Origin of the sequence: Streptomyces sp. NPDC048275, from assembly GCF_040652275.1 — a bacterium.
Lineage (GTDB): Bacteria > Actinomycetota > Actinomycetes > Streptomycetales > Streptomycetaceae > Streptomyces.
The window spans coordinates 41,418-62,791 of record NZ_JBEZLR010000036.1 but is presented as its reverse complement, the minus strand read 5'-3'; the positions used below and the strand labels follow the sequence as shown (position 1 = coordinate 62,791).

Annotated in this window: 16 protein-coding genes; 11 read left to right on the top strand and 5 right to left on the bottom strand. The window is 70.1% G+C overall.

Annotation, left to right across the window (positions count from 1 at the left end):
• The first annotated feature begins 9 nt into the window (after positions 1 to 9).
• From cofD to AB0D57_RS22170, 3 genes are all read left to right on the top strand, one after another.
• The gene (gene cofD, locus AB0D57_RS22180; protein WP_362075422.1) at positions 10 to 969 is read left to right on the top strand and encodes a 2-phospho-L-lactate transferase; all 960 of its coding nucleotides are present in this window, start codon (positions 10 to 12) and stop codon (positions 967 to 969) included.
• Complete coding sequence (locus tag AB0D57_RS22175; protein ID WP_362075419.1) at positions 966 to 2,312, top strand: coenzyme F420-0:L-glutamate ligase; 1,347 nt, start codon at positions 966 to 968, stop codon at positions 2,310 to 2,312. Before cofD ends, AB0D57_RS22175 begins: the two co-directional genes overlap by 4 nt.
• Positions 2,313 to 2,437: 125 nt before the next feature.
• The gene (locus AB0D57_RS22170) at positions 2,438 to 3,439 is read left to right on the top strand and encodes a DNA-3-methyladenine glycosylase 2 family protein (RefSeq protein ID WP_362075416.1); all 1,002 of its coding nucleotides are present in this window, start codon (positions 2,438 to 2,440) and stop codon (positions 3,437 to 3,439) included.
• A gap of 246 nt (positions 3,440 to 3,685) precedes the next feature.
• Here AB0D57_RS22170 and AB0D57_RS22165 read toward each other — a convergent pair whose 3' ends face one another.
• Both AB0D57_RS22165 and AB0D57_RS22160 read right to left on the bottom strand, forming a co-directional pair.
• A complete protein-coding gene (locus tag AB0D57_RS22165; RefSeq protein WP_362075413.1) occupies positions 3,686 to 4,768 on the bottom strand; it encodes an NDP-sugar synthase in 1,083 nt (360 codons plus the stop codon).
• A 164-nt stretch (positions 4,769 to 4,932) separates the two neighbouring features.
• Positions 4,933 to 6,294, bottom strand: coding sequence for a peptidoglycan recognition protein (locus AB0D57_RS22160; RefSeq protein ID WP_362075410.1), 1,362 nt, complete (start codon positions 6,292 to 6,294; stop codon positions 4,933 to 4,935).
• Positions 6,295 to 6,423: 129 nt separating this feature from the next.
• Here AB0D57_RS22160 and AB0D57_RS22155 point away from each other — a divergent pair, with 129 nt between their 5' ends.
• The 4 genes from AB0D57_RS22155 to AB0D57_RS22140 all read left to right on the top strand — a co-directional run bounded on the left by AB0D57_RS22155 (position 6,424) and on the right by AB0D57_RS22140 (position 13,067).
• The gene (locus AB0D57_RS22155) at positions 6,424 to 7,182 is read left to right on the top strand and encodes a TIGR03089 family protein (protein WP_362075407.1); all 759 of its coding nucleotides are present in this window, start codon (positions 6,424 to 6,426) and stop codon (positions 7,180 to 7,182) included.
• A 593-nt stretch (positions 7,183 to 7,775) separates the two neighbouring features.
• Positions 7,776 to 9,092 carry an LCP family protein gene (locus AB0D57_RS22150; protein WP_362075404.1) on the top strand — a complete coding sequence of 439 codons (1,317 nt, stop codon included), beginning with the start codon at positions 7,776 to 7,778 and terminating at the stop codon, positions 9,090 to 9,092.
• 245 nt (positions 9,093 to 9,337) lie between these two features.
• The gene (locus tag AB0D57_RS22145) at positions 9,338 to 11,077 is read left to right on the top strand and encodes an LCP family protein (protein WP_362075401.1); all 1,740 of its coding nucleotides are present in this window, start codon (positions 9,338 to 9,340) and stop codon (positions 11,075 to 11,077) included.
• Between the two features lie 187 nt (positions 11,078 to 11,264).
• The gene (locus AB0D57_RS22140; RefSeq protein WP_362075398.1) at positions 11,265 to 13,067 is read left to right on the top strand and encodes an LCP family protein; all 1,803 of its coding nucleotides are present in this window, start codon (positions 11,265 to 11,267) and stop codon (positions 13,065 to 13,067) included.
• Positions 13,068 to 13,132: 65 nt separating this feature from the next.
• Here AB0D57_RS22140 and AB0D57_RS22135 read toward each other — a convergent pair whose 3' ends face one another.
• The gene (locus AB0D57_RS22135) at positions 13,133 to 14,203 is read right to left on the bottom strand and encodes a glycosyltransferase family 2 protein (RefSeq protein WP_362075395.1); all 1,071 of its coding nucleotides are present in this window, start codon (positions 14,201 to 14,203) and stop codon (positions 13,133 to 13,135) included.
• 241 nt (positions 14,204 to 14,444) lie between these two features.
• On the opposite strand from AB0D57_RS22135, the gene AB0D57_RS22130 reads away from it, so the two are divergent.
• Positions 14,445 to 15,824, top strand: coding sequence for an LCP family protein (locus AB0D57_RS22130; protein ID WP_362075392.1), 1,380 nt, complete (start codon positions 14,445 to 14,447; stop codon positions 15,822 to 15,824).
• An 84-nt stretch (positions 15,825 to 15,908) separates the two neighbouring features.
• Here the strand turns inward: AB0D57_RS22130 and AB0D57_RS22125 are convergent, their stop codons facing one another.
• A complete protein-coding gene (locus tag AB0D57_RS22125; protein ID WP_362075389.1) occupies positions 15,909 to 16,457 on the bottom strand; it encodes an acyl-CoA thioesterase in 549 nt (182 codons plus the stop codon).
• A gap of 119 nt (positions 16,458 to 16,576) precedes the next feature.
• On the opposite strand from AB0D57_RS22125, the gene AB0D57_RS22120 reads away from it, so the two are divergent.
• Together AB0D57_RS22120 and AB0D57_RS22115 are read left to right on the top strand one after the other, a co-directional pair.
• Positions 16,577 to 17,878, top strand: a complete 1,302-nt coding sequence (locus AB0D57_RS22120) for an LCP family protein (RefSeq protein WP_362075386.1) — start codon at positions 16,577 to 16,579, stop codon at positions 17,876 to 17,878.
• A 5-nt stretch (positions 17,879 to 17,883) separates the two neighbouring features.
• Complete coding sequence (locus AB0D57_RS22115) at positions 17,884 to 18,504, top strand: HAD-IA family hydrolase (RefSeq protein WP_362075383.1); 621 nt, start codon at positions 17,884 to 17,886, stop codon at positions 18,502 to 18,504.
• Between the two features lie 162 nt (positions 18,505 to 18,666).
• Here the strand turns inward: AB0D57_RS22115 and AB0D57_RS22110 are convergent, their stop codons facing one another.
• A complete protein-coding gene (locus AB0D57_RS22110) occupies positions 18,667 to 19,824 on the bottom strand; it encodes an acyl-CoA dehydrogenase (RefSeq protein WP_362075380.1) in 1,158 nt (385 codons plus the stop codon).
• Between the two features lie 175 nt (positions 19,825 to 19,999).
• Between AB0D57_RS22110 and AB0D57_RS22105 the strand changes: the two genes are divergently transcribed.
• Positions 20,000 to 21,343, top strand: coding sequence for a UDP-glucose/GDP-mannose dehydrogenase family protein (locus tag AB0D57_RS22105; protein WP_362075377.1), 1,344 nt, complete (start codon positions 20,000 to 20,002; stop codon positions 21,341 to 21,343).
• The last annotated feature ends 31 nt before the right edge of the window (positions 21,344 to 21,374 follow it).

Below are 21,374 nucleotides of genomic sequence, written 5' to 3'. Positions count from 1 at the left end.
CTGAGCACCATGCGCATTGTGGTTCTGGCAGGCGGCATCGGTGGTGCCCGGTTCCTGCGTGGTCTCCAGCAGGCCGTGCCGGACGCGGACATCACGGTCATCGGCAACACCGCGGACGACATCCACCTCTTCGGGCTGAAGGTCTGCCCGGACCTCGACACGGTGATGTACACCCTCGGCGGCGGTATCAACGAGGAGCAGGGCTGGGGTCGGGCCGAGGAGACCTTCCACCTCAAGGAGGAGCTCGCGGCCTACGGGGTCGGGCCCGCGTGGTTCGGGCTCGGCGACCGCGACTTCGCGACGCACATCGTGCGGACACAGATGCTGGGCGCGGGCTATCCGCTCAGCGCGGTGACGCAAGCCCTGTGCGACCGGTGGAAGCCCGGTGTCCGGCTGATCCCCATGTCCGACGACCGCGTGGAGACGCATGTCGCCGTCGAGATCGACGGTGAGCGCAAGGCGATTCACTTCCAGGAGTACTGGGTGCGGCTGCGTGCCTCCGTGCCGGCCGAGGCGATCGTGCCGGTCGGCGCGGAGCAGGCAGAGCCGGCACCCGGGGTGCTCGAGGCGATCGCCGAGGCGGACGTCGTGCTCTTTCCGCCGTCCAACCCCGTCGTGTCCGTCGGCACGATCCTCGCCGTGCCCGGCATCCGGGAGGCCATCGCCGACGCGGGCGTGCCCGTGGTCGGCCTCTCCCCCATCGTCGGGGGCTCGCCCGTGCGGGGCATGGCCGACAAGGTGCTGGCTGCGGTCGGCGTCGAATCGACCGCCGCGGCGGTCGCCGAGCACTACGGCTCGGGGCTCCTCGACGGCTGGCTCGTCGACACGGTCGACGCGGGGTTCGCGGAGCGGGTCGAGGCGGCGGGAATCCGGTGCCGGGCCGTGCCGCTGATGATGTCCGACCTCGACGCCGCGGCGCAGATGGCCCGCGAGGCGCTGGCGCTGGCGGAGGAGGTGCGGACGCCTTGAGCGGACAACTCCCTTCGGGGGAAGGGCTTGCGGGCGACGAGAGCGTCGCTTCCGGGTACCGGGTCTGGGCGTTGGCCGGGGTTCCCGAGGTTCGTCGGGGCGATGACCTCGCCAAGCTGATCGCCGTCGCCGAGCCCGGGCTCGTCGACGGGGATGTCCTTCTCGTCACCTCGAAGATCGTGTCCAAGTCGGAGGGGCGCGTGGTCGAGGCCGGCGACCGCGAGGCCGCCATCGACGCCGAGACCGTACGGGTCGTGGCGCGCCGCGGGGCCCTGCGGATCGTCGAGAACCGGCAGGGACTCGTGATGGCCGCCGCCGGGGTCGACGCCTCCAACACCCCCGCCGGGACCGTGCTGTTGCTGCCGGAGGACCCCGACGCGTCCGCGCGGGCGATCCGGGCCGGGCTGCGCGACACCCTCGGGGTCGATGTCGGCGTCGTGATCACCGACACCTTCGGCCGGCCCTGGCGCACCGGCGTCACCGACGTCGCCATCGGGGCCGCTGGCGTACAGGTGCTCGACGATCTGCGGGGCGGCACCGACGCGTACGGCAATCCGCTGAGCGCCACCGTGGTCGCCACCGCCGACGAACTCGCCGCCGCCGGTGACCTGGTCAAGGGCAAGGCCGCCGGGCTGCCCGTCGCCGTCGTGCGCGGACTGCCCCAAGTGATCTCCGAGGACGACGGCGAGGGGGCGCGGGCGATCGTGCGGGGCGGCCGCGACGACATGTTCCGGCTCGGCACGTCCGAGGCCGTACGGGAAGCGGTCACACAGCGGCGCACCGTACGGGCCTTCACGGACGAGCCGGTCGACCCGGGGGCGGTACGCCGGGCCGTGGCCGCGGCGGTCACGGCGCCCGCGCCGCACCACACGACACCGTGGCGGTTCGTCCTGCTCGAGTCCGAGGAGTCCCGGACGCGGCTGCTCGACGCCATGAAGGACGCGTGGATCGCGGATCTGCGACGGGACGGGAAGAGCGAGGAGTCCATCGCCAAGCGGGTGCGGCGGGGGGATGTGCTGCGCCGTGCGCCATATCTTGTGGTGCCGTGTCTGGTCATGGACGGGTCCCACACATACGGGGACGCGCGGCGTGACGGGGCCGAGCGGGAGATGTTCGTGGTCGCCGCCGGGGCGGGTGTGCAGAACTTCCTCGTCGCGCTCGCCGGGGAGCGGCTGGGCTCGGCGTGGGTGTCGTCGACCATGTTCTGCCGAGAGGTCGTACGGGATGCGCTGGGGCTGCCTGAGGGGTGGGACCCGATGGGGGCCGTCGCCGTCGGGCATGCGGCCGAGGAGCCGAGGGCCCGGCCGGAGCGGGATGCTGCGGCGTTCTTCGAGGTGCGGTGAGGGGGCGTCGGGAGCGCCTACTCTCGTAGGGCACCCCCTGGCACCCCCTGGCACCCCCTGGCACCCGCTGGCGCCACTGGCGCCCCTGGCACTTCTGGCACCCGAGCACTTCTGGGAACTCATCCGTGGCTGGTCGTTTCGCTCCGCGGCCGACGCGTACGACTGTGCGCGGCGGGGATGTCGGCGTGCCCGGGGGTGTGCCTCGGCAGGCTGCCGGGGTCGGGCTCACTCGTACGTGGACTCCGTCCGGGCCGCTCGATCTCGGGCTCGTGCTCGGGCCGCTGCGGCGGGGGCCTGCCGATCCGACCTTCCGTGCGACGCCGGACGGGTCCGTGTGGCGGGCCAGCCTGACGCCCGCCGGGGCCGGGACCCTGCGGGTCTCGTTGCGGGGTGGGGTGGTGCGGGGTGAGGCGTGGGGGCCCGGGGGCGAGTGGCTGCTCGAACAGATGCCCGAGATGCTTGGTGCGGCGGACGATCCCGGCGCCTTCGAGCCGCGGCATCGGGTGGTCGCCCATGCGCGGCATCGGCGGCCGGGGTTGCGGCTGACCCGTACCGGGCTGGTGCTGGAGTCGCTCATTCCGTCTGTGCTGGAGCAGAAGGTCACCACCGACGAGGCATATCGAGCGTGGCGGTTGCTCGTACGGAAGTACGGGGAGCCGGCGCCGGGGCCCGCGCCGGAGCGGATGTACGTCATGCCGGCGCCGCGGACCTGGGCGCTGGTCCCGTCCTGGGAGTGGCATCGGGCCGGGGTCGACAACAAGCGGGCGTCGACGATTCTGCGGGCCGTTCGGGTGGCTGGGCGGCTCGAGGAGGCGGTGGGGATGGAGCCGGGCGCTGCGCAGGCGCGGTTGGAGTTGGTGTCCGGGATCGGGCCGTGGACCTCGGCGGAGACCGTGCAGCGCAGTCATGGGGCGGCGGATTCGGTGACGGTCGGGGATCTTCATCTGCCGGGGATCGTGGGGTATGCGCTGGCGGGGGATCGTGAGGCGGATGACTCCGTGATGTTGTCGCTGCTGGAGCCGTATGCGGGGCAGCGGCATCGGGCGGCTCGGTTGATTTTGTTGTCGGGGCGTACGCCGCCGCGGCGGGCTCCGCGGATGCGGCGGGGGGATATCGGGCGGTTGTGAGGGGGCGAGTGTGGGGTGGGGGGGGTGCGGGTGGGGGTGGGAGGTTTTCGCCCCCGCCGCCCCTACCCGTCCCATCCTTCCGGGGCTCCGCCCCGGACCCCGCCAGGGGCGCTGCGCCCCCTGGACCCCCGCACGCCCCCTGGACCCGCGCACGGGGGGGCTTCGTCCCTCTGAACCCCCCAACCCCCCGCCTCGCCCGAAAGGCTCGTCCTCAAGTGCTGGACGGGCCGGAAGGGCAAGCCCCGTCTACTGGTCCGAGGAGAAGCGGACCGCGCCGCCGGGAATCCGGGCGTCGCACCACACCCGTACGCCCTCGCGGAGTTCGTTGTCCGGGCCGATTTCCGCGCCGTCGCCGATGACCGTGCCGGTGAGGATGGTGCGTTCGCCGATGTGGGCGCGGGCGCCGATGAGGGAGTCGGTGATGACGGCGCCGGGTTGGACGACGGCGCCCTCCAGGATCGTGCTGCCCGTGACGCGGGCGCCCTCGCCGACGTATGCGCCGTCGCCGACGACCGTGCCGCCGGTCAGCTTGGCGTCCGGGGCGACGGTGGCCGTGGGCAGGATCAGGCGGTCGCCGCAGCGGCCGGGGACGGCCGGCGAAGGGGCGCGGCCGAGGACGAGGTCCGCGGAGCCGCGTACGAAGGCCTGAGGGGTGCCCAGGTCGAGCCAGTAGGTGGAATCGACCATGCCCTGGAGGTGAGCTCCCGTGGCCAGCAGGTCGGGGAAGGTCTCGCGTTCCACCGAGACCGGGCGCCCCTCGGGGATCGTGTCGATGACCGAGCGGCGGAAGACGTACGCCCCCGCGTTGATCTGGTCGGTGACGATCTCCTCGGGGGTCTGGGGTTTCTCCAGGAAGGCCGTGACGCGGCCGGTGGCGTCCGTGGGGACCAGGCCGTACGCGCGCGGGTCCTCGACACGGGTGAGGTGGAGGGAGACGTCCGCGCCCGTCGTCTCGTGCGTACGGACCAGGGCCGGGATGTCCAGGCCGGTCAGGATGTCGCCGTTGAAGATCAGTACCGGGTCGTCGGGACCCGAGTGGAGGCGCGCGGCCACGTTGCGGATGGCGCCGCCGGTGCCGAGGGGCTCCTCCTCGGTGACGTACTCGATGTGGAGACCCAGCGCCGAGCCGTCACCGAAGTACGGCTCGAAGACCTCGGCCAGGTAGGAGGTCGCCAGGACGATGTGCTCGACGCCTGCCGCCCTCGCCCGCGCCAGCTGGTGCGTGAGGAAGGGGACCCCGGCCGCCGGAACCATCGGCTTGGGGGTGTTGACCGTGAGCGGGCGCAGCCGGGTGCCTCTGCCGCCGACCAGGAGGATCGCTTCTGTCACCTGTCGTCTCTGCTTCCTGCCGGGACCGGCCGAAGGGTGCTTCGGCCGGCCAGTGTATGCAGTCCGTTCGATGGTGCCTTCGACGGCAGTGGGGTGTCCTCGATGGCTGTGGGGGAGGGAGAGAGACCCGCACGACTGGCTCTGTTTCCGGTGACCTCCGGCCTTCAGCGGCCCTGGTAACGGGCCGCGTCCTTCCGAGCCGAGCCGAGCTTTCCGTAAAGGGCCCGTCCTGGGCACTCCGTGGCGAACCCGTCCCGATGGCCGGAGATCACATTCAGTCGTACGTTCTTTCCTTTTCGGTAGAGATTGCCACCACCGGACGTCAGGTATGTCTTGCCCTTCGGATTGGCTCCGAAGAGACCGAGCTTCCATGCGGTGAGCCGTGCGATGGCGGTCAGCGCGGCGGCGGACGGCTTCGCCTTGCCGAAGCTGCCGAGGACGGCGATCCCCATGCTGTTGGCGTTGAAACCGAGGGTGTGGGCACCCTTGACGGCCTTCGCCACGCCCCCGGCACGGCCTTCGTAGATGTTTCCGCACTTGTCGACGAGGAAGTTGTAGCCGACGTCGCGCCAGCCACTGCTCACTACGTGGTAGCGGTAGATACTGCGGATGACCGAAGAAGCTTGTGAGCAACGGTAGTTGTTGCCGGATGCGGAGTGGTGGACGAAGGCGGCCTTCACCTTTTTGGTATAGACGAAGCCGCGCTCGCGCAGGCTCTCGTTCGCGCCCCAGCCGCGCCGGGTGATGATCTTCGGGCGCTCGCCGATGTATGGCTTCCCCATCGGCTCGCCCTGGTTCAGCGCGAGGGCCTCCCGCTCGGTCTCGCTCTGGGAGAGCGCCGGGATCTCGGTGGCGCCGAGGGGCGCGAGGGCGGCGTTCTCGGCGCTCGCGGTGGTCGTTTCGACGGTGGAGGCATCCAGGTCGGCGCTCAGTACGCCGGTGCGCCCGGCGTCCGCCGGAGTGTTCCCCGACGGGGGCTCCGCGCCGGGGTCCACGAGTTCGAGACGCAGGCCTCTGGGGAGTGGCCGGCCGCCGGGCAGAGGCGCCCTTTGGTCCACCTCCGCCTGGACGCGCACCTCTACGCCGTCCGAGTCGCCCACCCACAGCGGCGCCGTGGAGCCGCGGACCCGGCCCGAGTCACGCTCGGCGGTGTCCGGGTCGGCCGCGTGCTCGTGGTTGTGGGTCTCGACGTCCTGCCATGGGGACCAGTCAGTGGTTCCGGTGGCACGGGTACGGACCTGGACCCGGCCGTGGAGTTCGGCGCCCGGGTCGTCCCAGATGACGCCGACGAGCGAGAACGACCGTACGTCCCGTCTGCTAAGCCCCTGTTCGGGCGCGGCCGAACCGAACGCGCGCACGCCGTCCAGCGGGACGAGGGGGAGGGATTGGGTGCTGCCCTGGACGGCGGGCTCGGTCGTCGCCGCCTGGAGTCCGGGGCCGGCCTGTGCCGGGGCGGACAGGGCCATGGGAAGGGCGAGAGCGGCCGCGCACGTGACGCCGACCGAGGAAGCAAGGAATCCACGCATGCCCCCGATCGTGGACATAGTCATACAAATCTGTCCATTGGTGAATTGACGGACCGTCGGGGCGCGCTCGGCCGAACCGGTGGCCCGGCAGCCGCGTCGCACCGGCCGCCCCCGCGTACGCTTGCGCGCGTGAACGCCACCGACCGCACCCCTGCCGACCTGCTGCGATCCGCGCTCGCCGTGGACCCCGCGCGCCCTCTGGTGACCTTCTACGACGACGCCACCGGTGAACGTGTCGAATTGTCCGTGGCCACCTTCGCCAATTGGGTGGCCAAGACCGCGAATCTCCTCCAGGGCGAGTTGTCCGCCGAGCCCGGCGATCGGCTGGCGCTGCTGCTGCCCGCGCACTGGCAGACGGCGGTATGGCTGCTCGCGTGCTCCTCGGTGGGTGTGGTCGCGGATGTCGGGGGTGATCCGGCTGCCGCCGGCCTCGTGGTCAGTGGGCCGGACACGCTGGAGGCGGCGCGTGCGTGCTCCGGGGAGCGGGTGGCGCTCGCGCTGCGTCCGCTCGGGGGGCGCTTCCCGCAGACCCCCGCGGGATTCGCCGACTACGCCGTGGAGGTGCCGAGTCAGGGGGACCGGTTCGTGCCGTACGCGCCGGTGGACCCGGAGGAGCCTGCGTTGACCGTCGCCGGGGCCGGGCACACGGGTGCCGAGGTCGTCGAGCGGGCCCGCGCCGATGCGGGGCCGCTCGGGCTGACGGGGCCTGGTTCGCGGCTGCTGTCGGGGCTTGCGTATGACACGTGGGAGGGGCTGAGCGCGGGGTTGTACGCGCCGCTCGCGGCCGGGGCGTCCGTGGTGCTGTGCCGGAATCTGGAGCGGCTGGGCGAGGATGCGCTGACCAAGCGGATCGAGAGTGAGCGAGTGACGGCGACGGCGCTCCGGTAGGACCTGTCCGGCCGGACAGGTCCTGGGTGGGGCGGGTGTTGGTTGCGGGGATTCCTTTCCCGGCGGGGCGCTCCTGCGGGGATCCGTAACGCCGTGCCGCCGGGAGGTTGTCCGGAAGCTGCGGGCCGTCGCGGCCGGGCGCACGGTTCCCCGCACCCCTGACGGGGCCCGCCCCCGGACACCCCACCAGATGCGCACCCACGCCGCGCCCGGCCCCGCCAGAGGCCGTCTCGAAACTGCCGGGCCGTCGCGGCCGGGCGCACGGTTCCCCGCACCCCTGACGGGGCCCGCCCCCGGACACCCCACCAGATGCGCACCCACGCCACGCCCGGCCCCACCAGAGGCCGTCTCGAAACTGCCGGGCCGTCGCGGCCGGGCGCGCGGTTCCCCGCACCCCTGACGGGGCCCGCCCCCGGACGAGGGTGCACCCGTGCGAAGTCGCGCGGGGCGTCGGCCGCGTCGTCTGACGCGGGGCGGCCGGGGTCATCCGTTCGGCGCAGTATCGGTCACCCTCATGGGCGGCCCCGGGACATGGTCGTAGGAGCACGCACCGTCGCACGGGACGCTCGTACGCCATGAGGGGGGACTCAGACGTGATCGACAGCGCAGGCACGTCTTCCGGGCAGCCGGAGGGGTCGGGAACGGGGGCGTCGCCGACCGGCGACGGGCTGATACGCCGGCGGCGGCGCTGGCTGCGGTACTCGACCCTCGGTCTCACCGTCCTCGTATTCGGCGCCGCCGGAATCGGCTGGGCCGTGTACGAGAAGCTGAACGCGAACATCACGCCGGACGAGGCCGCCGCCGCCGAGCTCGCCCGCTACGAGAAGGAGCGGCCCACCGCTCTGGTGCGCGACGCGCAGAACATCCTGCTGATCGGGTCGGACTCGCGGTCGGGGGAAAGGAACCAGCAGTACGGGAGGGATACCGGGACCGAGCGGTCGGATACCGCCATTCTTCTGCATCTTGGCGCGAACCGGCACAGCGCGACCGCCGTCTCGCTGCCCCGTGACCTGATGGTGGACGTGCCGAGCTGCCGCCGGCCCGACGGCAGCCGCACCCGGCCCATGTTCGCGATGTTCAACTACGCCTTCGAGACGGGTGGCTCGGCCTGCACGATCCGGACCGTCGAGAAGCTCACCGACATCCGCGTCGACCACCACGTGGTCGTGGACTTCAGCGGGTTCAAGGACATGGTCGACGCCGTGGACGGCGTCGAGGTGTGCCTGAAGGAGCCCATCGACGACAAGGACGCCCAGCTGAAGCTGCCCGCGGGCAAGGTGCTGCTCGACGGTGAACAGTCCCTCGGCTACGTACGCGCCCGCAAAAGCCTCGGCGACGGCAGCGACACCGACCGCATGGACCGTCAGCAGCGATTCCTGGGCGCGCTGGTCAACAAGGTGCAGAGCAACGGCGTCCTGCTCAATCCGGCGAAGCTCTATCCCCTGCTCGACGCGGCCACCTCGTCGCTCACCACGGACCCCGCCCTGGCGAACCTGCGCGGTCTGTACGACCTGGTTCGCGGCCTGCGCGATATCCCCGCGGAACGTGTGCAATTCCTGACGGTGCCGCGGACTTCCTACGTCCACAACGCCAATCGCGACCAACTCGTGGAACCCGAGGCCGACAAGCTCTTCGCCCGACTGCGCGAGGACGCCCCGGTGGCCGTCAGCCAGGACCTTCCGGATGATTCAACCGACATGAGCAGAAATACGGCATCGGGACGTCCGAGCAGTGCGGAGAACTCGAACAGGGGTGGTGATGACGGCACACACGACTCCCCATTCGATTACGAAGAGGAGTCGCGCGACGACGGGAAGTCGGGCGGAAAGCGGGCTTCCGGCTCCGCCGACACCGCCACTCCCATGCCGACTTTCCGCGGGAACACGGCGGCCGAGGACGCCTGTGAGTAAAGCGCACACCAAGCGGGGAACCGCGGAACTAAGAAGTCTCTGAGAAATAGGGCGGATTGCCCAGTTGTAGGCACATCGAATTGGTCACCTTCGTCGCTGGACATCGAACTGGGCGGATAGTGTGAGCGATCCGGTGCACCCGGCCACGAGGTCCGTCCTGGGGGTCGCGCACTGGTTGACCGAGACCCGAGCGCCTTTTGAGGGGGAAGGGCGCCGCGTGGCCCCGACGGAGGATTCAGACAACCGTGGACGCGCAAGGCCGTGGGCGGGCGGACGACATCGATCCCGCAGACCAGTGGGTACTCAATCCGAGCACCGGCGAATACGAACTGCGACTGACTCCTTCCGCACCGCAGTCGGGAGTCCCCAGACCGCGCCGCGGATCACCCGCGGAAGCCGCGGGGGGAAGGCGTGCGCGTAGCGCGCCAGGTCGCGAGAGTCCCGCGGCTGCGGGCACCGGCGTGCCCGGGCCGCGCCGACGCCGCGGCACCCCGGAGGAACCGCCGCCGGGCCGCCGCCGCACGCGGACGAAGCCCAAGAAGTCGAGGGCGAAGAAGATACTTCTGTGGACCGGCGGCACCATGGCCTTCGTCCTGGTGGGCGTCTCCGCCGCCGCGTACGCCTACCTCAAGCACCTTGAGGGCAACGTCAGCACGACGGACGTCGGCAGCGCGGGCAAGAAGGGCTTCAGCAAGGACGAGGCCTTCAACATCCTGATCATCGGCACGGACAAGCGCACCGGCTCGGGCAACGAGGGCTACGGCGACACGGGCAGCGTCGGGCACGCCGACACCAACATCCTGCTGCACGTCTCCAAGGACCGTACGAACGCGACCGCGTTGAGCATTCCGCGTGACCTGATCGTCGATGTGCCCGACTGCACGACGAAGGATTCGGACGGCACCGAGACAGTCATCCCGGGCACGCAGAACGTCCGCTTCAACACGAGCCTCGGCCAGGACGGCCGGAACGCGGGCTGCACCATGCTCACGGTCAAGGAGGCCACGGGCATCACGCCCGACCACTTCATGATGGCCGACTTCAACGCGGTCAAGACGCTGACCACCGCGGTGGACGGCGTCGAGGTCTGCCTCGCCAAGGACGTCGACGACGACGACTCGCATCTCAAGCTCTCCAAGGGCAAGCACACGATCCAGGGTGAGACGGCGCTCGCCTTCCTGCGCACCCGGCACAGTTTCGGCAACTCGGGTGACCTCGACCGCATCAAGGTGCAGCAGCAGTTCCTGGGTTCGCTGATGCGCAAGATGTCCTCCAGCGACACTCTCACCAGCCCCACCAAGCTGGTGAAGCTGGCGGAGGCCGCCACCAAGGCGCTGACCGTGGACACCGGCATCGGCAAGGTCAGCACGCTCAAGGACGTGGCCCTGGAGTTGAAGGAGGTGCCGCCGAAGAACATCTCCTTCACCACGGTGCCGGTCGTCGACAACCCCGCCGAGACGGTCAAGGCGACGGTCGTCGTCGACCCGACCAGGGCTCAGCCGGTCTTCGACCTGATCAGGGACGATGTGTCGTTCACCGCGGTGAAGCAGAAGGCCAAGAAGGAGAAGGCCGCGGTGACCGCCCGCCTCAAGGGCACCCGTTCCTCGGCCGCCGACATCCGAGTCAACATCTACAACGGCGGCGCCGAGTCCGGCAGCGCACAGGAGACTCTCAACTGGCTGCAGAATGATGAGGGCGTGACCAAGTCCAGCCAGCTCGGAAACGCCGACGAAACACTCAGTAAGACGACCCTGGAGTACTCTCCCGACCAGGCCGATCAGGCGCGCAAACTGGCGGATCTCATGGGGTTGTCCGCCTCGGCGATGAAGCCTGGCAAGAGCGAGACGAACTCACAGGGTCTGCCCGCGATCGTGCTGACCCTGGGCAAGGACTTCAAGGGCGCCGGGGTGTCCATGACGACGCCGACGACGGCGCCTTCGACTGTCGAGAAGTCCACGGCGGACAAGACGGTGTGCGCCAGTTGATGACCTAACGGGTCTGTCGAGCGTCTAAGAAGACGCAGGAGTGTCCGAAGCGGCCGCGGAGGCGTCCGCACCGGGCGCAGTCGTGACCGCACCGGACGTAGGGGTGTCCGGTGCGAGGCGCGCGCGTCCGGCAGGGCGCGGGACGACGGACCCGTTTGTCAGGTGCAGGGTGGGGAGGGGCAGGAAGATGGCGCGAAGCGGTGTGCGTGGGAAGGGGGCTCGACCACGTGTCCGGCAGGCCGGTGATCTGGGCTGGGACGACGGCCTGTACGACAAGGACGGGAATCCCGCCGACGGAGGTGGCGATCCCCCCGAGGGGCGTGGCAATCCCGTCGGCAGTGGTGGCGATGCCTCCGGCAAAGGCGGCAATCCCACTGACGAAGACGGTGATTCCGCCCAGGGGAGCGGTGGTCGTGCGGACGAGAAGGGCGGCGGTCCGCCGTCCGAACCCCGGGGCCAGGGTCGGCACGGTGGTGGCAAGGGACGGCCACGGCGCAGACGTCGCGTCCTGCGCTGGTCGGCGACGGTCCTGTCGGTACTGATACTTGGGACCGCGGGCGCCGGTTACCTCTACTACCAGCATCTGAACGACAACATCAAGAAGGAAGACCTGTACCTCGGCGACGACGAGGACCGGCCGGCCAAGAGCAAGGCGAACGCGGCCGGGCAGACCCCGCTGAACATCCTTCTGATCGGCTCGGACGCCCGGGACACCAAGGAGAACCAAAAACTCGGCGGCGCCAAGGACACCTTCGGCGGCATCCCGCTCGCGGACGTCCAGATGCTGCTGCACCTCTCCGCCGACCGCACCAACATGTCGGTGATCAGCATGCCGCGCGACACGCTGGTGGACATCCCCAAGTGCACCGACCCGGACAACGACGAGGTGTACGAGGCGTCCACCGTGCCGGTGATGACCAACCGGTCGCTGGGGCGCGGTGGTCCGGGCTGCACGGTGGCCACCTGGGAGAAGCTGACCAAGATCCACATCGATCACTTCATGCAGATCGACTTCTCGGGTGTGGTGTCGATGGCGGACGCGATCGGCGGCGTCCCGGTCTGCGTGGACGCCAACATCGAGTCCAAGGACAGCGAGGGCCACGGTTCCGGGCTGAAGCTGACGGAGGGCACGCACTCCGTCAAGGGCGAGCAGGCCCTGCAGTGGCTGCGGACGCGGTACGGCTTCGAGGACAACACCGACATCGGCCGGGCCAAGGCCCAGCACCAGTACATGAACTCGATGGTCCGCCAGCTGCGCAAGAACGCCACAATCACCAACCCGGGCAAGCTGCGCAGCCTCGCGGAGACGGCCACCAACGCACTGACCGTCGACAAGGGCCTGGGCACGGTGAAGGAGCTCTACGACCTCGGCACCCAGCTCAGGAAGGTCGAGCCGAAGCGGATCACGATGACCACGATGCCCTGGCAGCCGGCCGTGTCGGACATCAATCGTGTGGAGCCCAAGCCGGTCGAGGCCGAGCAGTTGTTCCGGCTGGTCCGCGAGGACATCGCGCTCGACGGCAAGGACAAGAAGAAGGCGACGACCGAGGAGAAGGCGCCCTCCGACCCGGCCGCGGCGGACGACCAGATCGGCGTGACCGTGCAGAACGGCACCCGGACCGACACGCTGGCCCCGGTCGGCGGGCGTGCGCGCACGGTGAGCCAGTTGCTCGTCGACGAGGGCTTCACCCAGGCGTCGGCGGAGACGACGACGGCGACCTCCGAGGCCACCACGGTGATCCGCTACCCGAGCGCCGACCTTGAGGGCGACGCCCGAGCGGTCGCCAAGGCGCTGGGGATTCCGACGAGTTCGGTGAAGAAGTCGACGGACGTCTCCGGTGTCACGCTGGTGGTCGGCGCCGACTGGCGCGACGGTACGACGTACAAGGCACCGGTGAAGGACGACACCACCCCGGAGTCCGCGGACGCGCTCAACGGCGCCGACACCGACGCCTGCATGCATGTGAACCCGAACTACATCTGGTCGTAGGCCGGTTGGGTGAACAGTTGGGCCCCTCTCGATCCGAGAGGGGCCCAACTGTCGTACAAAAAGCCTTAGTTGGAGGCGGCCTCGGCGGAGGTCTCGGTGGAAGTGAGAACCGCCGGGCGGCGCGATGCGATGACCTTCTTCGCCAGCGCCTTCGGGCTGGCGAGGAAGCCGAAGCCCCACGACATGTGCATCGTCGCGAGGGCGACGGGGATCTGGGCGCGGGCCTTCAGCGGCAGCCCCTTGCCCGCGGGCAGCGAGCCCGCGACTATCGCCGCGAGATAGCCGCCGGGGATCAGGAAACCCCAGGGCGTCAGCGCCGCGCCCACCACGACGCCCGCCGCGATCGCGCACACGGCGGTCGGCGGGGCGAGGTAACGCAGGTTGATGGAGCCCTCGTGGTAGCGGGCGACGACATGCCGCCAACGCCCGTAGTCCTTGTACTGCTTGGCGAGGGCCTTGACCGACGGCCGCGGCCGGTACGACACCTTCAGCTCGGGCGAGAACCAGATCAGCCCGCCCGCCTCCCGGATCCGGAAGTTCAGCTCCCAGTCCTGGGCGCGGATGAACTCCTCGTTGTAGCCGCCCTGCCGCTCCAGCGCCTCGCGCCGGAAGACACCGAGGTACACCGTCTCCGCCGGTCCCGCCTCGCCACCCGTGTGGAAGGCGGCGTTGCCGACGCCGATCTTCGAGGTCATCGCGGCGGCGACCGCGTGCTCCCAGTCGTTCTCGCCCTCGGCGTGCATGATGCCGCCGACGTTCTGCGCGCCGGTCTCCTCCAGGAGGCGTACGGCCGTCGCGATGTAGTTCGGCGAGAGCATGCCGTGCCCGTCCACGCGCACGACGACCGGGTGCCGGGACGCCTTGATCGCCGCGTTGAGCGCGGCGGGGGTGCGGCCGGTCGGGTTCGGCACGGTATGGACGCGCTTGTTCTCATGGGACGCCGTCTCACGTACGAGCTCGGCGGCGATCTCCTCGGTACGGTCCGAGGACGGACCGATGGCGATGACCACCTCCATCTCGCCGTCGTACTGCTGCGCCAGGATCGCTTGGACGGCCCCGCGCAGATGCCGTTCCTCATTGAGGACGGGCATGATCACGGATACGGCGGGGGGCTGCACGTCAGACTTGTCGCTCATCGGACGTCACGTTACCGCGAATGGGGGACACGGGCGCGCGCCGCCCGGTCCACGAGCCGGGCAGCAGATCGTATGGACCTACGGTGCTCACGGATCCCACGCCCAGCCTCGCGGAGGTGTCCCCCCCTTGTCCACGCCGCCCCGGTCCCCCGCCCGCCCCCGGACTCGCCCCCAGCCGTCACCCGCCCGGCGGCCCCCCGTGCAGCGGCCCCCCGTACGGAGGAAGAAGCCGCGCTGGGCCATGCGGGTGGTCACCACGATCTCGGTGGTGGTCCTCGCCTCGGCGGGCATCGGCCACGCGGTCGTCACCAGCCTGGACGCGGAAATCGCACGGGTCGACCCCTTCAAGGACATGAAGAACCGCCCCGCGGCGGGCCACGGCATGAACGTCCTTCTGGTCGGCACCGACGGCCGCGACCGGATCACGGAGGCGGAGCGCCGGAAGTACCGCCTCGGCGGCGCCCCCTGCCACTGCACCGACACGGTCATGATCGTGCACATCGCGGAGGGCCGGGAACGCGCCAGCATCGTGAGCCTGCCGCGCGACTCGTACGCCGAGACGCCCGCGCACACCGACCAGGTGACCGGCAAACAGCACGGCCCGCACCCGCTCAAGCTCAACGCGGCGTACGCGGAGGGCGGCCCGCAGCTGACCGTCCGCACCGTGGAGAGCATGACCCACGTCAAGATCGACCACTATCTGGAGGTCGACTTCACCAGCTTCATGCGGACGGTGGACGTGCTGGGCGGCGTGGAGGTCTGCACCGTACGGCCCCTGAAGGACTCGTACAGCGGACTCGACCTTCCGGCCGGCTCGCACACGCTCAACGGCGGGCAGTCCCTCCAGTACGTCCGCTCCCGGCACGTCGACGGGGCCTCCGACCTCGGCCGGATGCAGCGCCAGCAGCGGTTCCTGGCAGCGCTGATCGAGCGGGCCACGTCCTCCGGGGTGCTGCTGAACCCGCTGAAGTTCCGCGACGTCACCCGGGCCGTGCTCGGCTCGGTCCGCGCGGACAAGGGGTTCGGCACGGACGAGCTGCTGGAGCTCGGGCGGGCGATGCGGAACTTCTCCCTCTCCTCCTCCGAGTTCACGACCGTGCCGATCGGGAAGATGGGATACGCCGTCAAGGGCATCGGCTCGACCCTGAAGTGGGACGAAGAGAAGTCCGCCCGCCTCTTCCAGTCGCTGCGCGACGACCAGCCGCTCGCGGCGCCCCGCAAGACGGAGCGCGAGGTGGAGCGTGCCAAGGCCCTGCCCGTCGACGTGGCCCCGCAGCAGATCCGGGTCCAGGTCGAGAACGGGACGCCCACGGAGGGCCTCGCCAGACGCGTGGACGGCGCGCTCGCCGCCACCGGGTTCCGTACGACGCGGCAGCCCGTCAACGCGCCCGACCGGACCTTCAAGCGCACCGTCATCGCCTATGACCCGCGCTGGGACCGCTCAGCGAAGTCCCTCGCGACCGCGCTGCCCGGCAGCGAGCTGCGCGCGGTCAAGGGGCGGGGGCCGCTGATGAAGGTGATCGTGGGGGCGGACTTCAAAGAGATCGAGCGGGTGCGGGCGGAGGATCCGCAGCGGGGGGAGGCCGGGGTGGTGACAGGGGATCAGGTGGTTTGTCCGTAGTCAGCGGTTGGTTGTCCGTAGTCACTGGCCGGCTTGCCCGTTGTGACTGGTTGATCTGTTCGTTGTCACTGAGCGGCGGCGGTCTCAGTCGTCCAGGCCCTTCGCCGCGCGCCGCTCCCGCAGCTCCAGGATCGCGCGGCGGCGGGCGAGCCGGTGGGTGCGGCGGATCTGGGCCTCCTGGCAGCGGCGCTCGTCGCGCTCGGTCTCCGGGAGCACGGGCGGCACGCGGCGCGGCTTGCCGTCGGCGTCGACGGCGGCGAAGACGAGATAGGCCGTGCCGACCTGCTGGGCCGGCGTGGACTCGTTCCACCGCTCGGCGAGGACGCGGACGCCGACCTCCATGGACGTACGTCCCGTCCAGTTCACCTGGGCCTTCACATGGACGAGGTCGCCTACGCGGACGGGTTCGAGGAAGGCCATCTCGTCCATGGAGGCGGTGACGGCGGGCCCGCCGGAGTGCCGCCCGGCCACCGCGCCCGCCGCGTCGTCGACGAGCTTCATGATGACTCCGCCGTGCACCGTACCGAGAAGGTTGGTGTCGTTGTGGGTCATGATGTGGCTGAGGGTGGTCCGGGACGCGGAGGTCGGCTTGCCCGGAATATCGGATTCCGGGGCGGGCGCCTGGTCTGTCATGCCGTCCACCCTATGCGGGGGCGCGCAACGCCGACTTTGCATCAGCTCTGCAACAGGCGTGACGCAGATCTCCCCCCTCCCTTGTAAGGCGCACAGTGCGGCCCTGCACACTGGTCCGCATGAATGACTGGCCCGACGGGTGGGACGACAACCGCAACAACGGCGGCAACCGCTACGGACGCGGCAGCGCAGGCGGACAGCCTGAGAGCGCCCGCGTCATGCGGCAGGTTCGGCGGGGCCCGGCGGGGCCCGGTCCGGGTCCGGGCCAGGCCGCCCCGCCGTACGGCGGGGTGCCGCAGCAGCCGTCGTACAACGACGGGCAGGGGTACGACAACGCGTACAACTCCGGCTACAACACCGGGCAGGTCTACGGCACGCCGAACGGCCCCGGCGGTCCGCAGGGCCCCGGCTCCACCGACGGGTTCGGCCCGCGCCCCGCGCCGAACTGGCGGCGGCGCATCAAGTGGACCGCGATCACGCTGGTCACGCTGCTGGTCGTGGTCTCCGTCAGCACGTACTTCTGGGCCGACTCCAAGCTCAACCGTGACGTGGATCTCTCGAAGGTCATCGACCGGCCCGAGGCGGGCGAGGGCACGAACTATCTGATCGTCGGTTCCGACAGCCGCGCCGGCATGTCCGCCGAGGAGAAGAAGAAACTGCACACCGGGTCCGCCGACGGCAAGCGCACGGACTCGATGATGATCCTGCACACCGGCGGCAACGGCTCCACGCTGATCTCGCTGCCGCGTGACTCCGACGTCGAGATACCGACGTTCAAGGGATCCGAATCCGGCAAGACGTACGAGGGCACGGGCCGGCACGTGAAGCTGAACGCGGCGTACGCGGAGGACGGGCCCGAGCTGCTGGTGCGCACCGTCGAGTACAACACCGGGCTGCACATCGACCACTACGTGGAGATCGGCTTCGCAGGATTCGCGAACATCGTCGACTCGGTCGGCGGCGTGGAGATCGAGATCCCCAAGGGCGGCATGAAGGACACCAAGTCCGGCGCCGACTTCGAAGCCGGCAAGCAGACCCTCGACGGCGAGCAGGCCCTCGCGTTCGTCCGCACCCGGTACGCGCTCGCGGGCAGCGACCTGGACCGTACGAAGAACCAGCAGAAGTTCCTCTCCGCCCTCGCCAACCAGGTCGCGACGCCGACCACGGTCCTGAACCCCTTCAAGCTCTACCCGACGATGGGCGCGGGCCTCGACACCCTGATCGTCGACAAGGACATGGGCCTGTTCGACCTCGCCGACATGTTCTGGGCGATGAAGAGCGTCAGCGGCGGCGACGGCAAGTCCATGAACATGCCGATCTCCGGCTCCACGGGCGGCAACCTCGTCTGGGACAAGGCCAAGGTCAAGACGCTGGTGGACGAGTTGAAGAACGACCAGAAGGTGACGGTGTCGGGCAACTGACCACCATGACCGGCTCCTCGCCCCGCCGGCTTTTCGACGCCGTGCTCTGTGACGTCGACAACGTGATCCGCGTCTACGACCCGGCCCACCTGCACGCCCTGGAACGCGCCGCCGGACTCGCCGAGGGCACCACCATGAAGGTGGCCTTCGCACCCGACACCGTGCTGCCGCTGGTGCTCGGCCGGATCACGCCGGACGAGTGGGCGTGGTCGGCCGCGCGGGGCCTGACCGGGCTCGTGTCCGAGGTGATCGCCGTGGAACTGGCCACGGCGCTGGCCCGGTCGCCGTTCCGGGCCGACGAGGCGGTGGTGACGCTGCTGCGGGGCGCCCGTACCCGGGTGCCGCTGGTCCTCGTCACCAACGCGTCCGTGCAACTGGAGGCGGACCTGGAGGTCCTGGGCCTGACCGACCTCGCCGACCACGTGGTCAGCAGCGCGCGGGTCGGGATCGCCAAGCCGGACCGGCGGATCTATGACATCGCTGTGGACCGGGCGGGCGTACCGGCCGAGCGGTGCCTGTTCGTGGACGACACCCTGGAGAACGTGGACGCGGCGACCGCGCTCGGTATGCGGACCGTCCATTACCGCGAGTCGGGGGATCTGCGGCGCGCGCTGAACGGCCTGTGATCGGGTGAGTGACGTGAGCAATCGCGCAGGTTGATCCGCCCCGGCGGCGGGGACGAAGGACTGATCCCCACTCCTTCACCCGGAACGGACGACACCACGGGTGCGCCCCTTGCCCCGGCCTCAGGAGAGACGGGGCAGGGGGCGCAGCAAGAAAGCGCGCGTTTACGGGAGGTTGCGGGCCATCACGATGCGCTGGACCTGGTTCGTGCCTTCGTAGATCTGCGTAATTTTCGCGTCGCGCATCATGCGCTCGACCGGGTAGTCGCGGGTGTAGCCGTAGCCGCCGAGGAGCTGGACGGCGTCCGTGGTGACCTCCATGGCGACGTCGGAGGCGAAGCACTTGGCGGCGGCACCCTGGAAGGTGAGGTCGCTGTCGCCGCGCTCGGACTTGGCAGCCGCCGCGTACGTGAGCTGGCGGGCGGCCTCGATCTTCATGGCCATGTCGGCGAGCATGAACTGGATGCCCTGGAAGTCGGCGATGGGCTTGCCGAACTGCTTGCGCTCCTGGACGTAGCCCTTGGCGTAGTCCAACGCGCCCTGCGCGATGCCCAGCGCCTGGGCCGCGATCGTGATGCGGGTGTGGTCCAGGGTTTTCATCGCCGTCGCGAAGCCGGTGCCCTCTTCGCCGATCATGCGGTCGGCGGGGATGCGGACGTTGTCGAGGTAGACCTCGCGGGTCGGGGAGCCCTTGATGCCGAGCTTCTTCTCCGGGGCGCCGAAGGAGACGCCCTCGTCCGACTTCTCGACCACGAAGGCCGAGATGCCCTTCGAGCGCTTGGTGGGGTCGGTGACCGCCATCACCGTGTAGTACTCGGACTCGCCCGCGTTGGTGATCCAGCGCTTCACGCCGTTGAGGACGTAGAAGTCGCCGTCGCGGACGGCCTTCGTCTTCATGCCCGCCGCGTCGGAGCCCGCGTCCGGCTCGGAGAGGCAGTACGAGAACATCCCGTCACCCTTGGCGAGGGGGGTCAGGTACTTCTGCTTCAGGGCCTCGGAACCGGAGAGGATCACCGGGAGCGAGCCCAACTTGTTCACGGCCGGGATCAGGGAGGAGCTGGCGCAGACGCGGGCCACCTCCTCGATCACGATCACCGTGGCGAGCGCGTCGGCGCCCGCGCCGCCGTACGTCTCCGGTACGTGCACGGCGTGCAGGTCGGAGGAGACCAGGGCGTCCAGGGCCTCCTGCGGGAAACGGGCTTCCTCGTCCACCACGGCCGCGTACGGCGCGATCTTCGCCTCGGCCAGCGAACGGATTGCGTCACGGAGCATGTCGTGCTCCTCGGACGGGCGGTACAGGTCGAAATCAGCCGATCCGGCCAAGGTCTCTCACGCTCCAAAGACGCTAATTACCGTTAAGTAACCCAAATTTTAGGGGCCTGCCCACCGGACGGATACGTGAGCTTGGCGACAGAGGGAAACGTGCCCGATGAGGGGCCCGAACATGCCCCGACTATGCTCGGGCAGCGCACTCGAGTCGTACACCCCAGGAGCACCCATGGCCCTCAAGATCACCGTGATCGGCACCGGCTATCTCGGCGCCACCCACGCCGCGGCCATGGCCGAGCTCGGCTTCGAGGTGCTCGGGCTGGACGTCGTCCCCGAGAAGATCGAAATGCTTCAGCGGGGCGAGGTACCGATGTACGAGCCCGGGCTCGAGGAGCTGCTGCGCAAGCATGTGGCGGGCATCGAGGGATCCTCGGGGCGGCTGCGGTTCACCATGGACTGGGCCGAGGTCGGGGAGTTCGGTGACGTCCACTTCGTCTGCGTGAACACGCCGCAGAAGCACGGTGAGTACGCGTGCGACATGTCGTACGTCGACTCGGCCTTCGAGCTCCTCGCCCCGCACCTGAAGGGGCCCGCCCTCGTCGTCGGCAAGTCGACCGTGCCCGTCGGCTCCGCGGAGCGGCTGGCGCGGACGCTCGCCGAGCTCGCCCCGGCCGGCGAGGACGCCGAGCTGGCCTGGAACCCGGAGTTCCTGCGCGAGGGCTTCGCCGTCCAGGACACGCTGCACCCCGACCGGGTCGTGGTGGGTGTGCGCAGTGAGCGTGCCGAGAAGCTGTTGCGCGAGGTGTACACGACACCGGTCACCGAGGGCTCGCCGTTCGTGGTGACCGACTTCCCGACCGCCGAGCTGGTGAAGACCTCCGCGAACTCCTTCCTCGCGACCAAGATCTCCTTCATCAACGCCATGGCCGAGGTCTGCGAGGCCGCCGGCGGAGATGTCGCCAAGCTCGCCGAGGCGATCGGCCACGACGACCGGATCGGGAAGAAGTTCCTGCGGGCGGGGATCGGTTTCGGTGGTGGATGTCTGCCCAAGGACATCCGCGCCTTCATGGCCCGCGCCGGCGAGCTCGGCGCCGACCAGGCGCTGACCTTCCTGCGCGAGATCGACTCCATCAACATGCGCCAGCGCGGGCAGATGGTGGAACTCGCGCGCGAGGCGCTCGGCGGCGGCTCCTTCCTGGGCAAGCGGGTCGCCGTGCTGGGCGCCACCTTCAAGCCCGACTCGGACGACGTCCGCGACTCGCCCGCGCTGAACGTCGCCGGGCAGATCCACCTCCAGGGCGGCCAGGTGACGGTGTACGACCCCAAGGGCATGGCCAACGCCAAGCGGCTCTTCCCGACGCTCGGGTACGCCGACTCCGCCATCGAGGCCGTGCGCGGCGCCGATGTCGTCCTGCACCTCACCGAGTGGCGCGAGTTCCGCGAGCTGGACCCGGCGGCGCTGGGCGAGGTGGCCTCGGCCCGGGTGCTGCTGGACGGGCGCAACGCCCTGGACCCGGAGCTGTGGCGGCGGTCCGGGTGGACGTATCGGGCGATGGGGCGGCCCACCGCCTAAGGCCTGTCCGGCCGGACAGGTCCTGGAACTT